Annotated in this window: 12 protein-coding genes; 7 read left to right on the plus strand and 5 right to left on the minus strand. The window is 51.1% G+C overall.

The genetic code is table 11. From position 1 onward, the window contains the following. The first annotated feature begins 263 nt into the window (after positions 1–263). Both F3H12_RS05015 and F3H12_RS05020 read left to right on the plus strand, forming a co-directional pair. Positions 264–761: a DNA-deoxyinosine glycosylase gene (locus tag F3H12_RS05015; protein ID WP_149678269.1), complete on the plus strand. Its 498-nt coding sequence runs from the start codon at positions 264–266 to the stop codon at positions 759–761. A gap of 219 nt (positions 762–980) precedes the next feature. Then, the gene (locus F3H12_RS05020) at positions 981–2,384 is read left to right on the plus strand and encodes a methyl-accepting chemotaxis protein (RefSeq protein WP_149678270.1); all 1,404 of its coding nucleotides are present in this window, start codon (positions 981–983) and stop codon (positions 2,382–2,384) included. 43 nt (positions 2,385–2,427) lie between these two features. On the opposite strand, the gene amrS is transcribed toward F3H12_RS05020, so the two are convergent. Next, positions 2,428–3,339: an AmmeMemoRadiSam system radical SAM enzyme gene (gene amrS / locus F3H12_RS05025; RefSeq protein WP_149678271.1), complete on the minus strand. Its 912-nt coding sequence runs from the start codon at positions 3,337–3,339 to the stop codon at positions 2,428–2,430. Positions 3,340–3,365: 26 nt separating this feature from the next. After that, positions 3,366–4,754: an AmmeMemoRadiSam system protein A gene (amrA, locus tag F3H12_RS05030; RefSeq protein ID WP_149678272.1), complete on the minus strand. Its 1,389-nt coding sequence runs from the start codon at positions 4,752–4,754 to the stop codon at positions 3,366–3,368. Between the two features lie 211 nt (positions 4,755–4,965). Between amrA and F3H12_RS05035 the strand changes: the two genes are divergently transcribed. From F3H12_RS05035 to F3H12_RS05050, 4 genes are all read left to right on the plus strand, one after another. Further along, positions 4,966–5,952 carry an N-acetylmuramoyl-L-alanine amidase family protein gene (locus tag F3H12_RS05035; RefSeq protein ID WP_188118388.1) on the plus strand — a complete coding sequence of 329 codons (987 nt, stop codon included), beginning with the start codon at positions 4,966–4,968 and terminating at the stop codon, positions 5,950–5,952. Positions 5,953–6,048: 96 nt separating this feature from the next. Beyond that, positions 6,049–6,540, plus strand: coding sequence for a hypothetical protein (locus F3H12_RS05040; protein ID WP_149678274.1), 492 nt, complete (start codon positions 6,049–6,051; stop codon positions 6,538–6,540). A gap of 78 nt (positions 6,541–6,618) precedes the next feature. After that, entirely contained in the window at positions 6,619–6,867 is a 249-nt protein-coding gene (locus F3H12_RS05045) for an ACT domain-containing protein (RefSeq protein WP_149678275.1), read from the plus strand. A gap of 121 nt (positions 6,868–6,988) precedes the next feature. Beyond that, positions 6,989–7,753, plus strand: a complete 765-nt coding sequence (locus tag F3H12_RS05050) for a protein-glutamine gamma-glutamyltransferase (protein ID WP_149678276.1) — start codon at positions 6,989–6,991, stop codon at positions 7,751–7,753. Between the two features lie 146 nt (positions 7,754–7,899). Here the strand turns inward: F3H12_RS05050 and F3H12_RS05055 are convergent, their stop codons facing one another. Further along, positions 7,900–8,802 carry a DUF2935 domain-containing protein gene (locus tag F3H12_RS05055; RefSeq protein ID WP_149678277.1) on the minus strand — a complete coding sequence of 301 codons (903 nt, stop codon included), beginning with the start codon at positions 8,800–8,802 and terminating at the stop codon, positions 7,900–7,902. 123 nt (positions 8,803–8,925) lie between these two features. Then, positions 8,926–9,990: a M23 family metallopeptidase gene (locus F3H12_RS05060; RefSeq protein WP_243133198.1), complete on the minus strand. Its 1,065-nt coding sequence runs from the start codon at positions 9,988–9,990 to the stop codon at positions 8,926–8,928. Positions 9,991–10,166: 176 nt separating this feature from the next. Here F3H12_RS05060 and F3H12_RS05065 point away from each other — a divergent pair, with 176 nt between their 5' ends. Then, complete coding sequence (locus F3H12_RS05065) at positions 10,167–10,766, plus strand: sugar phosphate isomerase/epimerase (protein WP_149678279.1); 600 nt, start codon at positions 10,167–10,169, stop codon at positions 10,764–10,766. Between the two features lie 99 nt (positions 10,767–10,865). Here F3H12_RS05065 and F3H12_RS05070 read toward each other — a convergent pair whose 3' ends face one another. Continuing rightward, positions 10,866–13,829 carry a GH36-type glycosyl hydrolase domain-containing protein gene (locus F3H12_RS05070; RefSeq protein ID WP_188118389.1) on the minus strand — a complete coding sequence of 988 codons (2,964 nt, stop codon included), beginning with the start codon at positions 13,827–13,829 and terminating at the stop codon, positions 10,866–10,868. Between the last annotated feature and the right edge of the window lie 371 nt (positions 13,830–14,200).

Genomic DNA, 14,200 nt, shown 5'->3' on the forward strand with positions numbered 1-14,200 from the left:
ATGTCATCAATATTCGCGGAAACAGCTACCGCTTGAAAGATAAACTAAAAACCGGAATCTATTCGACACAAGGCACAAAGGTGGGTCAATTTTTTTCTGGCTCTGGTGGGTCAAATTAATTCCGGCGTTGACAAAAACGATGTCTTTCCTTTGAAGCGTGACCATGTGCTGATTGCTTTGGTATAATAGAGAACCGATAGTGTATAGGAATGCATGAAACGAAAGATCTTATACAACAGCATATGGCTTCATAAGGAGGACTCATGCCGAAGGAAGAATTACTGGTTCATCCCTTTCCGCCCATTTTCGATAAAAACTCAAGGATCCTCATACTGGGCACCATACCCTCTGTGGCATCACGGCAGAACCAATTCTATTACGGGCATCCGCAGAACCGGTTCTGGAAGGTACTTTCAGCTGTTCTCGAAACCCGTCTGCCGGAGACCATCCAGGAGAAAAAGGAACTCCTTTTGAGCCATGGCATCGCCCTGTGGGATGTCCTGGCAAGCTGCCGGATTGAACTCTCAAAAGACAGTTCCATCAGGGAACCTGTGGCCAATGATTTCAGCCCGATTCTGGAAAACGCCCGGATATGTGCCGTCTACGCAAACGGCAAGACGGCGGGCAACCTCTACCGGAAGCTGGCGTATCCCCGAACCGGCATTCCCTGTACCATCCTTCCTTCCACCAGCCCGGCCAATGCCAGTTATCATCTGGATAAACTGACAGAGGCTTGGATGGTTATCAGAGAAAACCTGTAACCGATTGAAAGAACCGGAGAAAAAATTGTTTAAGAGTGCGAGAATATGGTAAATGGTGATTATAGTTAATTGATTTGGGTGTTGCAGGGGGAGTTGAAATGAAGCAAAACGGGATGCTTGTCCGGAATGAAATCGAGGCCAACCGGTTCGCTGCAAAGGTCATGCTTGCCTCGGTCATTTTTGTTATTCTGTTTCTCTTGTTAAATAAAGCTGTTCGGCATGTTTGTTATTTCCCTGGAGACCATGGTTCTGGCCCTTGGCCTTTCAACACTTTTTCTGCTGATACCTTGGTTCATTGTTCTCATTCTCAAAAGGCAGGACGGTTGGGTCAAGTATGCCATTGTTACATCAGCCGTTATGGCGGTATTTATGGTTTTCAGCATACTGTCCCATAATGTAATCCTTTTATACAGCTATCCTGTGGCAATTGCCAGTCTGTATTTCTCAAAGCGCCTTTGTTCCTATACCGTTGCATTGACTCTTATCCTCCTGTCAATCGGTCAGATATTGAGCTTTTACATTGGTGTTCCGGACGGCAACTTTCCCACAATCAGCAGGCTGATCGTTTCGGGGATCATTCCGAGAACCATCGAATTTCTGATCATTTCTCTGATTTTTGTTTTCCTGGCCACACGGACCTTCAAAATGCTTGAAAATGTTATGGGTGCAGAAGAACAGGCTGAGCTTCTGAGGAAAACTCTCGACATGACCCAAAAAGCAAAGGACGTGTCCAACTCCCTGGTGGAGTCGGTCGAACAGTTGTCGGTTGTCATTGAGAATACCACACAGGCCAATGAGCAGATAGCCGGGAATACGCAGAGAATCTCCTCAGCCTCAAAAAGCACTGTCCAGTATATGAACGATGCTATCGAAATGGTTTCGCGGATATCCCGGAACATCAGCCGTATTGCCGACGAAGGGAATGAAATAGCCGCCATATCCCAGGAAGTCAGGACCTACAATGAAAAAAGCGGCGCTGTGCTGCGTCAGGTGATGCAGGAAATGGATTCAATCGCAAAGGCGACAAAGGAGAGCCAGGAAACGATTGCCCGGCTGGTGGAGAAATCAGAAGAGATCAGCCGGTTTGTCCAGACCATTACCGGCATTTCACAGCAAACCAATTTGCTTGCGCTGAACGCTTCCATTGAATCGGCCCGTGCCGGAGAGCAAGGTAAGGGATTTGCGGTGGTTGCCGCCGAGATTCGAACACTGGCGGAGCAGTCCCAGAAAGCGGCCAAGGATATCGCGGTTCTGATTGATCAGATCACGGGAGATACGGAAAAGGCTTCAGGCGTTATGGAAGTCTGCTCGGAACTGGTACAGAACGGATTATCCCTGATTCGTGATGCGGGGAGCACATTCGGTATGTTATCCGAGTCGGGCAAAAAAATGCATTTCAAGATTCAGGAAGTCGGACAGGCCACCAGGGATGCGGCCTCAGACAGCAGTAAGGTGGTAAGTATCGTGGAAGGCGTAAGGGATCTCAGCAATAAGAACCTTGACGAACTGCAGGAAATAGCGGCTGCTACCGAAGAGCAGCTGGCTTCCATGCAGCAGGTCGCTTCATCGGTGGGCTGCATCGAAAACATGTCCAGGGTTCTTATGGAGTCAGTGGCACAATAACCTGAGCTTTGCCAAAGAACCCGGTATGACCGGCTCATAAAGATTAGAGATTCCCCGTATAGACATATTTCAGATGTTCCCTGGCGATATCGACCAGGGAATATATTTTTTCAGGCGGTGTGGGCGGCCTGTCCAGCATTTTGAACCTTGGGAAAAAGCGTGACAGGTGGAGGGGGATATCGGGGCTCACCGAGGCCAGCCAGGAAGCAAGCTCTTCCATCTCATCCTCGCTGTCGTTGAGGCCCGGTATGATGAGCGTTGTCACCTCCACATGGCAGCATGAGGCCGCCATTTCAATCGTATGTTTTACATGCCCGGACAGACCTCCGCATAACTTTCTGTAAAACGCGTCGCGGAAGCTCTTCAGATCGATGTTGAAGGCATCGATGAAGGGAAGAAGTTCCTGCAGAGGCTCCCGGCAGATGTATCCGTTGGTCACCACGACGTTTTTCAGGCCTTTTTCATGGGCCAGCCTGCTGCAGTCATAAACATATTCATAGCCGATCAGGGGCTCGTTGTAGGTGTATGCAATACCGATATTGCCTTCAGGAACAAGCTCCAGGGCTTTGTCCACCAGAACTTCCGGCAAAACATGGATCGATTCTGGCCACCGGTCATGGAAAGCTTCCCGGTCATCGTCCACCGCGCTTCCCATGGAAATGGTATGATTCTGGCAAAAACGGCACCGGAAATTGCAGCCGTAGCTTCCCGCCGAAAGAATATATGAGCCGGGATGGAACCTGGCCAGAGGTTTTTTCTCGATGGGATCGAGCGCCAGGGCCGTGATTTGGCCGTAGCTTGACGCGATAAGGGTTCCACCATCGTTTTGCCTGACGCCGCAGATCCCGGTATGCCCGGGCCGGATCTCGCAGCCATGTGGGCACAGGCGGCAGCGAACCATGGCATTATCAAGCTTTTCATAATATAGTGCGGGATGGCTTGTTCCGACTGCCATAGGGCCTCCGTGAGGTTGAGGGAAGTTTATTTATGCCGGACCACTTCAAAGCGTTCGAGGGTATAGGGTTCCCCTTTCCGGATACCGGCCTTTTGCATGGCGATCTCAACCTGCTGCTCAACGGTATCCACGCCTTCCAGGTTGGGAAGGAGCAATCCGCGCCTGAAGCCGGAAGTGACGATAACGCCGTAACGGATCACATCCAATTCGCTTGTATCCTTGATGGGTTCAGGTTTTCCGAGGACATCCACGCTGTAAACCATATCGTCCAGTTCGCTTTCCCGGACCGGCATGAACCTGGGATCCTCGGTTCCGGCACTGATGGCGTTCTGGATGATTTCCTCTGCAACACAGGAACAGGTGGGCGCTATGGTTCCGATGCAGCCCCTGAGCTGCCCGTGTTTTTTCAGGGAAACGAAAACGCCTGCCCGTTCTTCCAGCATTTCGCGGGGCAGTCCGCCCGGCACAGAGATGCGTTTGCCTGTGCGGATGTAGGTTTCCAGGGTAAGCCTGGCCAGCGCCACATAGGGGTCTTCATTATCCCTGATTTCCTTCAGCTTCAGGGAACGGGCGTGCTCATAACTTCCGATAAGATCCCGTTCAGGGTTGGGCTGTCCGATGTTCACCTCGGCTACCATATATCCGACACCGAAGGGACCTTCATAGGAATGCACGGTTGTGGAAATGCCCAGGCCGTTGAGGGCTCCTGCCATCATGATGAAGGATCTGAGGCCGCATTCACCGGCCCGGCTGCAGAGCTTCTCATCCATGTTCAGGAGTTTCTCAAAGTCGGCTTGCCGGACGGTTTCCACCAGAAGCCTGTCGAATTCGGGGCCGTGGGGATCATAACCATACGGGCCGTCGTCCTTCAGTCTGTGGGACAGGTCACCGCTGGCGACGAAGACGACGCGCCGGTCCGACTCAGCAACAGCATCAGCAATGCATTGGCCGAATTTATACAGATCCAGGGCCGGTAAATCGGCAATGGAGATCCGGATGAGCTTAAACCGCTGATATTCGCTGGCAATGAAATAGAGGGGGACAAGGGCGCCATGATCCAGGAAGGATTCGGTCTGACCCAGGGTGCCCGCCTCGATCCCGGCTGCCTCTGCCTTCCGGATGATTTTCTCCAATAACTGGATATCATTTTGAAAGGATAGTTTAACGCCCGATGCGCCGAAGGCCCTGAAATCTCCCTTCAAGACCGAATCAGGCGAGATATGGATATAGTCCGCATAAACCGTGCCATGGGGAGTGGTCATGATAATGAGGTCGGGAGCCAGATCCCGGATCTGCCTGGCGATGTTCCTGTAAGCGTTTATGGTGGCACTTGCGGGCGTTTCCTGCCCTTTTCCCACCTCAGGGACAATGATAGGCGGATGCGGTACCATATAGGCTTTGATGATTTCGCCCATAACAACACCCCGGCTTTCCAAAACTATACCTATTTATATAGGATGAATCCATCCTTTATTATATCAGTTCGCTCCGGGATGATACAAATCATGCCGGTCTGCATCAAAAGCTTCTCATAAACCCCGGTTCCTTCGGAGAGAATACGTTTGGGCCGAATGAAGACTGTGCGGCCAATTCTCAACCTGTGTGACAGAAAAGGCAGGAATGGGTTTGAAAAAAGCAGGCGCCATCCTTTTTCTTGTGTTCATGATGATGCTGGGATCCGTGCTTCCCAACCCGTTGGCCGGAAGCGGAAAGGATCCGGAAGGAGAAACCGGCAGCCCGTATGGGCTTGCAACGCCGGAAGCTATTCCGACACCGCTCAGGGTTAAAGCTGCCAAGGACTCCCCCGTACCCAATGAACCAAGGGAGACAAGGACAACCCCCGTTGATGAGCATACAGTCGACAGGGGGGAGGCTTTAAAAGACGACGGGTCCACTGACACCGGCAAGATCCTTGCCGCAGAGAAAGCCGATGACAAGGGGAAGACTGACAAGCCTTTGTCCGGTAAGGTCATCTGCGTCGATCCCGGTCACCAGTCAGTCATGATTATCAAAAAGGTGCCTGTCGCGCCGGGAGAATCCAGAACCGTCTGGGATTATTCCATCGGTACAAGGGGCGTGGAAACCGGCGTTTATGAATACGCGGTGGCGCTCAGGGTTTCAAAAAAGCTGCGCACGGCCCTGGAGGAACTGGGAGCCCGTGTCATCCTGACCCGTGAAAGGGACGATGAGCCGGTAGGCAACATCGAGCGGGCTGAAATCGCCAATGCAGCCAAAGCGGATGCCTTTATCCGCATCCATTGCGATGGATCGGATATTCCGGAGGCCAGGGGGATATCGGTACTTTATCCCGGCAGCCGGTATATCGATGACAACGACATGCTTGAAAAAAGCCTGACTTTGTCTGAATTTCTGCTGGAAGAGGTGGTTAAGGCCACCGGGGCCAAAAACAGGGGACTATACGAGCGGAATGACCAGGCGTCCTTCAACTACTGCAAGGTTCCCTGTACCCTGATCGAAATGGGATTTATGACCAATCCGGAGGAGGACAGGCTTCTCAACTCCGAAAGCTACCAGGACAAACTGGTCCTGGGCATGGTTAACGGGATATTGAGATATTTCAATGCGACGGGAACAGGAAATAATAGCGGTTAACAATAATGCGTGGAGGACATGGGGCATACAATGATAGGGGTGACAGCCTTTGGGCAATGACCTGCTCCACTGAAGCGTTTTATTGAGGTGGTCGGAATGAATGATATGGCAGCAAAAACGGTTTCTGAACCGGGGACGCCTGAAGAAAAGGTGATATGCTGCGAGATGAGGATTCTTCCCAATGGTACATATGAAGTGTATAAGGCACCATCGGCTGTTTTGGCTAAAGAATTTCTCAGCAAAAAAAGTCTTTCCGGTTCAGATGCCCATATCATTGTTGAAACGCCTGAGGGCAACTGGTGCGTGGATTCCGAAGGGATTTACCTGGAAAGGCTTCTCCCTTTTCAACGCTCCCTTGAGCTGGCACAATGCCGGGGACAGATCAAGACGCCTCCTTCTCCGCTGGGATTGAAAATGGCTGCAATGGGGTTTTCGGATAATTTTACAGCCCATGTGAAATGCGGCAAATGCGGGCACATCTGGCTGGATGGCTTGCGATACAGGAACAGGACCCTGGTCAAGTGCCCGCAATGCCAGGCATTGAACGTGGTGGACAGCAGGCGTTTCAGTTACACAGCCCGCATTTAGAAGTCCTTAGGGCATCCCTCCGCCATCATAACGGGCTGCAGCGCTGCAAAGGGATTGAAACGGGCAGTTGGTTGCAGTATGATAGGAAAAGCATGGCCTTGCGAAAGCCATTTTCGTGCTATCGGTGTGGAAGGAACCCTGGATTTTTCCCTGATAGGGATTCTGGCAGAAATCAGCTCTTTGCTGGCCCAAAACGGCATCAGTCTCTTTGCCATATCCACCTATGATACAGACTATATCCTGGTCAGAAGCCGGGATCTTAAGCAGGCAGTTCTCGCGCTCAGACAGGCGGGACATACCGTCTCGTGGGATGAAGGTTCGGAATGATACAGCCGGAGCCTGCCTGTATCAAGGCGTATGGCCATAGCCAAATGAGACAACCATGAACCCGACGCCTGTCCGAATCATATCATGAACTAAGATTCGACACCGAAAGGGAGGGAGGTTCATGATACGGATAGGCGGCGTGCGGATTCCGGATACGTCCGATATCGGGCGGTACAGGCCTGGGGGTGTAAAACAACAGGTACTTGACACTTTGTTCAACAGCAGGCATACATACGATTACTCATCGGTTAAGGAACTGGAGTTCGAACTTGAGCTGAGGGAAAAGATTGTGCGGGCGGCAGAGCGGCTAAATGCCACCCGGTTTGGTTTCGAGGTATTCAAGGAATCAAGGTGCAACCCGGATTATTGGACAAGAACGAACGAAGGCGGCTTTTTGGTCCGATCGGATGTCAGTCCCTATGCGGCCATCAGGGACTTTTATACCAACAGCCATCTCTATGGTACCGAGTGCTCCACGGCCATCGTTATCGTATTCTACCTGGCATTAACCGAAGTACTGCCTGAAAGACTTTTCAACAGGCTCTTTTCTGATATCTATCTGATGAACTGGAAGTATCTTGACAAGGATCTGGGAATGCGTTCCTTCGAAAGCCTTCCCGACTATCTTCCCGGTGATTGCCGCTATGTCAAAAACCCTGATGTGAATCCCGAGACCATGGAATGGCAGGGGGAAAACACCATTCAACTTCTCAACGGCTATCATTGGGGACATGGCATAGGCATACGGACCATTCCGGCGATCATCAGCATATTGAACAGGCACAGAAAACCCGGAGCGACCCGATCGGCCTACCTGATGGATCTGGCCATCAGGCCGGGTTATAAATCCCTGTATCGGGCACTCCAGCAGTTCCAGGGAAGATAAGGCAGCCATCAGGCGGAAAAACGATCAAAAGGCTCCCGGCTATTTCAGAATAACCGGGAGTTTCATGTAAGGCCTGTAAAAAAAGACCTTCGCCGAAAGCGATGCTTCGGGAAGTCTTCCAACTGAACCCAGGGAAAGGGACGGCTTTAAGACTGCTTCAGACTGTCCAGCAACTGCAGGTAATAGTTTGACTCACGCCAGACATGATCGGCCAACAGGGGAGGGATGACGGACCGAATCCTGCATTGCAGCAATCCTTCTGTGGCAGCTTTTTTAAATGCGCTGATTCCTTCGGTGGCTGTGATGCTGTTCTGGAGGATTTGCCTTGCCGTTGCAGCAGTGCATCCCTTACTCAGCCGGTCGAATGTGTTTGCAGTTGCCCGGGCGGTTTCCTTCAGTTTTTCTTCCGTGGGGTCCAGCATACCGTCAATGAACTGGGCATGCTCTTCCATGATGTGGTTCCAAAGGTTGAGCTCATCGCACAGGTTTTTCCCGGGAAGCTTTCGTTGCATCAGGGATTCAAGTATCTTCATGTAGTATTCGGCTTCATGATCCACGTGATGCAGCAGTGCCGAATACACGAACATGAAGCTCCTGCATTCCAGCCTCAGTTCAAAAAGCTTTTTCTGGAAAGCGATGACCTCTTTCAGCAGGTTATAGGATCTTCGGTTGATCTCATCCATGATATTTTCCGGCCATTCCGGTTGATAGGATCTGGCTGTATTGCCCAGGCTATACTCGGCCTTGGTAATTTCGGTGCTGAGGCTTGCGCCGGTCAGCATCACGCTCATCTCTTCTGCCCGCAGGGTGTAGGGGGTGACCAAGATGTTGGACTTGACGGCCTGTTCCGACACAATACCGGTGGCATAGTAGACCGAATGTCCCAGAAGCTGTTCAAAACCCCTTTTCAGCGCGTTGGCCTCCTGGATGAGAAGGCTTTCAACCGGTGGCAGGCTGATCTCGAAAAAGAAGAGATGTTCTTTCATGATCCTCTGGAAGAACAGGTTGGTTTCCAGGGAAACTCTGACAAACTCTTGACCTGACAGCAAAGCAATTCCCTCTTGTTCCTCATAATGCCTGATAACATCATATTTCGGCAGAGGGAAAAGGTGACGGATGCGGAAAAGCCCGGAGGGGAATTTGATATGGACCTTCGGGCCCTCATGCTGCGCTCAGTCCGGAACCACGGGATCGATCATTTTGTATACCCTGAAGTAATCATTGAGCTCCGGATCCTTCCTCACCGCGGAGCGGTTAGAATGAAGAAGCTTCACGATATTGTAGACGTCAATCCAAATCTGGTTAACGCCGTCCTTCTGGCTTTCATCGAAGATAAGCTGCATGCCGAAATGGAGATGCGGCGTTTTGATATTGTTGACGTTTTCTTTCCTGCTGTATCCGGTCATACCCATGTAGCCGATCACATCGCCTGCGGTGACGATATCGCCCTCTGCCAGGCTGTTGTTGAAGGGGTGGTTTTTCCTCAGGTGAGCGTAATAATAATACCTTTTGCCGTCGAGGCTCCTGATCCCGATGCGCCAGCCGCCGTACTGATTCCAGCCCATCACCTCGATCCTGCCCGTTTCCACGGCGATAATGGGCGTGCCCACGGACCCCAGCAAATCGTTGCCAAGATGCTTTCTCTTGTAGCCGTAGGAGCGGCTGTCACCAAAATCATCATAATGACCGTAGCTATACCCCTTCGCAATTGGGGAAAAGGCTTTTAGGCCATACTTTTTAACGAATTTCTTCTGGCCGGGATTATCAGGATCATCCACCTCGATCTCGAACTCGCCGACAAAGCCGCCTAAGACGGCGGTATAGGCTTCCAGGTAGTAGTCGTAATATTTCATGTTCCCCGCTATCTGTTCCATGGTCTGGCCTTCGTTCAGTTTCTTGACCACATTCTCCAAATCGGACTTCTTGTACCGCTTGAAATTGCCGCCATATTTTGCGGCCAGGTAGGCCAGGAGTTCAATCCAGTTCAGTTTGACCTCTTTTCCATAGGACTTGATATCCAGGTTCAGGGTTTCCTTGAGCACAGAGTAGGGGACGGTGAAATCCACCCATTTGATATAGCGCTTCTCAGTCTCTTCGTTGAATGCATAGAGTGAAGCCGGGCCCGTTGTGAGGTTGATCACGATGACGGTGACCAGGACGAGCGCAAGTACAGCGGCGGTATATCGAAGAAGTGTTCTTTTCCTGACAACGACCAGCAAAATATCACCTTCGTACAAACCCTTCCTTTTCATATAAATGATATTTGCCCGAACGCCAATTATGTCACCGAATCGGACGATCAAGCCAAGGCTTATCCGACTGATGAAGGATGCCAGGATTAAAACGGTAGTTTATCTTTAAAAGTCTTTCAAGAATACCAAAAATATGGTACAAGAAAAGCAAGGGTGATTGCATGATTCGTTTTGGGTGCCTTGCAAGGTATTTCAATGACTATAAGCATGAAGTCCAGTTTGCCAAAGATAACGGCTTCAGCTTTATGCAGATATGGTACGACAACAGGGGGTTAAACCAAAAGCCGATAGAGGAACTGCTCCCGGTGATTGTGGATGAAGGGTTTCCGGCGATAATCCATGCTTTGTTGGATATCAATGAAATACCGAATCACATCATGATATTGAAGGAACTTTTAAATAAACTTGGACATGATCAGCTGATTATCCACCCAATATGCAGAAGTGAACCTATCACCGATAAGAGCATCTATAAACTGGCGGATATCATGCAGAAAGTTGTGAGGGAGCTTAAACCTTGCGGCATAACAGTGTTTGTTGAAAATAACAGCAGGCTCGATCCGATATTCACTTCACCAGAGGAATTGAGAATCATGTTTTCTTGTGTCCCTGAGCTCGAGCTTCTGCTTGATGTTGCTCATATGGACAACATAGAGCATCTGAAGGAACTTGCTTCGCGCGCAAAGGGATTGGCAGCAGGATTCTTGATGTCGTGGAAGATTTGGCCTCAAAGTTTAGCAAAACGATCACCCTTGCAGTAGGTCTGCATACAGGTTATGGTTCAAGAACGTTTGGAAAAAATAAATAAAATGGACAAAAAAAGGGGCAAGGAGTGGAGACTTCCTGCCCCTTAGTTGTTGTTACAGGATAATGGAAACGGTATGATCCTTTCCGTCTGTCATGAGCGGAACCATGTTGGACGGAAGCTTCTGACCGTCAAACTCTATGACGGAAGAACCGGAAATCCGCTTGAACCCCGTGCCCTTCCTGATGGCCACATGGTAGCGTGCCCTTCCCGTGTTCAGGGTATAGCGCAGCTCTTCCTCCTCAGGCCTCAGAATGGGTTCAAACAGGATGCCCTGGCTGGTGTATTCAATACCGAAGGCGCTCATCAGGGTCAGGATGAGCCAGGTTGAGGTACCGCTGAGCATGGGACCGATGTTCTCACCGGTCTCGCTGTTGTTGTACTGGGTGCAGAACCTGGGATTGCCGCAGATTTCAAAGGGACTCTTCATGGTCCTGAAGGGAACGGTGATGTCGATCATCCACCAGGCTTCCTCGGCAAGCCTTTGGGCCAGTGCGGGGTCCTTAACCCGCTTTGCGGCTTTGAACATGGCGCTGGTGGCCATCATGCAGGCATGCTTGAACACGCCGCCGTTCTCCCGGTCTCCGGGGAAGTAATGGTCGGTGGCGCTGATGTTGGTGATGGGACCCAGGTCGGAGGGGGAGACCAGCTTCAGACCATAGGGCGTTTTGAGGGTCTTGTCCACCACATCCAGCATGAGGCCTATCTGTTCATCGGTGGCCGTATCGCTGAGTATGGACCAGCTGAAAGAGTTCAGGAAGTACACGCCGTCAATGTTGGGATCGATGGAGAAGCCATCACCCTTGGCTCCCAGATACGTGTATTTCCCGTCGGGGTAACGGTTGATCAATACGCGGGCGAAATAGTTCTCCTTCCAGGCATGGGTCTGGATCTTGCCGGCGAGTTCCTGGCTGGAGTTCTCAAAATAGGACTTGGTCTCTGCATCGCCCTTAACCCCGGCAAGAATGGCTGCCTCGTCCAGGGCCAGCTTCAAAAGGAATGCGTTCATGACGCTTTCCGAGAAGTCGCTCTTGAAAGGTTCGTCGGGATTGCCGCTCTTTGCGATCTGCTCCTTATAGAGCTTTTCCTTGGTAATGCCGTCGATGGCGTCGGGATCCACCTGGAGTGTGTCGTTCCAGTCGGCCCGGTCAATGAGCGGAAGCCCGTGCTTACCGATGGATATACGCAGGGAATAATGGATGATGGCCTTGATGGTCTCGTAGATGGGCCGCACTTTACCATCGGTGCCCGCGATAGTGCAGGTCTCATCCAGGAAACCAATGTCACCCGTCAGATTGATATAGCGGTAGACCGCCTGGATGAACCAGAGGGCGTCATCGGACCATTTGCCCGGCTCCTTGCCCACCCAGAAGAAGTTATGGTAGGCATAGCCGAACTCGAAGACCATGCTGCACCATTCTTTCAGGAGCTGCTTCACAAAGTCCGAGAGGCCCATGGCTACAAAGTAGTACATGGAGGCGAAGATATCCTGGATCTCCCGGAACCCGATTTCCCTGTATCCCTTCTGGGTCTGGCAGAAGGAGCGGGAAACAAAGGTCTGGTACAGCACCTGGAAGGGAAGATTCTTGTTGAAATAGGTGTTCATCAACTCATTGGAGGATTGAAGCTGGATGAAGCTGCTGTATTCATCCAGGAACTTCATGTTCTTATCAAAGGCTTCTTCCAGGGCGCCGGGTGCTGAGAAGGTATCGCACAGCGCTTTGATCTCGCTGACATAGGTATCATGGTAATTGTATTCCGGATTGGTCTTGTCGGATACCATGCCGGTGAAGTTGTCGACCACCCGGGTTTCACCCTTGCCCAGGGATACGGTAGCTGCCACGGCAAAGAAACCGGGACCTTTGCGATGCAGCCTGTTGGAGAGGCGCATCAGGCCCTGGGGATCATTCAGGCTTCCGACGCCTACAAACTCGTTGTAGTCGGTGCAGAACTCCGTGGGATAGGATATGGAGTTGCCGTTACGGACCATCATCACATGGTAACGCTGATCCGAATGGGTATAGGGCGGGTAATAATCCGGGCCGATTGCTATGATGGAGCCGTCCTCGTTCCGGAGTACCCTTCCCTGCATGATGACATTGGTGTAGAGCACGTCCTCCCATTGTCCCATGGGGTTGAAGTTGCCGAACATGCCCGTATACACCAGGCGGAGATTTCTGTCCCTGCCCGAATGGTTGACGATTTCTATCCTCTGGACCTCGGTTGCCAGGGGAAGCCCATTGTACTGGGGAAGGATGAAGATGAGACGGCGGATCTCAAGGCCGCATTTGGTTTTATAAATAATCCTGGTATGGTTTCGGGAATGGATGCACTTTGCCTCAAGGATATTGGGATGGGCTGGTTCGGCCGAATAGAAGATCTTCTGGTTGTTCTCCGCCAGGTAGAATTGCCTGTTGGCGGGGAAACCGTTTTCTTCCTGGCGCATATCCCAACGGGTGGCAAGAACCTGGGAAGCGGCATGGGACCTGAAGCTGCCGCCGCCAAACCGGTCTACCACGCTCTTGGGGGTTGTCTGAAGGGCACTGGGAAAGCCGACACGGTTGCCCATCAGGAGATTCACATAGAAATGCGGGCCCGGTGCGGGAGAGCGCAGATCGATCACATGCTCGCCCTCTTCATTCAGGTAACCGGCCCATTTGTCCGCATCTTTCAGGGTTTCATACAGCGTCTGCTGCAGGTTCTGGGGCAAAACGGCTTCCGAGATCTCATTCCCCATGGCCTGATAAAGGCTTATGCCATCGGGTTTCAATTGAATCAGCACCGAATATCCCTTCTCAACCAGTTGATTGAGATACTCAGCAGCATCCTGTTTTTTAAGAATTTCAATGACAGCAGGGGCCTTGAATTTTAAACCTGAAACCGCAATTACCCCCTTATAGGAACTGTCACTGAATACGGCATCAATTACATCTTGCGACGAAACCTGATTTGGAAACAGGCTCTTCGTCAGATCCGCAGGAGTGATTGCTACCTTTCTGGACACAATCTCCTTCACCATGGGGAGCACCTCCGATTGTTATGTAAGTCTTAGATAGAGCGAGAGAAACCGCGTTTACAAAGCCATCATACCATAGACAATTACCAGATTCAAGAAACAGGATAACCTGTATCAAAAAGTTGTCCGGCTGCATAAAGATAAAGTAGGGGCATGTCCCCGGCATCAAGGTAATAAAATAAAAGCCTTGTCACTCCTGTTCATGATATGTTTGCATCTGACAAACGGCATTCGACAAGGAACATTGAGGAGAGACACAGGAATACCCGCCAGCGGAAAGTTATATGTGCGTGCCGCGGTCCTTCATAGCCTTCACATCAATACTCTCCCTGATGCTCCAGGCCCGGTCAGACCGATTGCCTCTGCGAAAGCAG

It is taken from the genome of Thermoclostridium caenicola (genome assembly GCF_900142095.1).
Lineage (GTDB): Bacteria > Bacillota > Clostridia > DSM-8532 > DSM-8532 > Thermoclostridium_A > Thermoclostridium_A caenicola.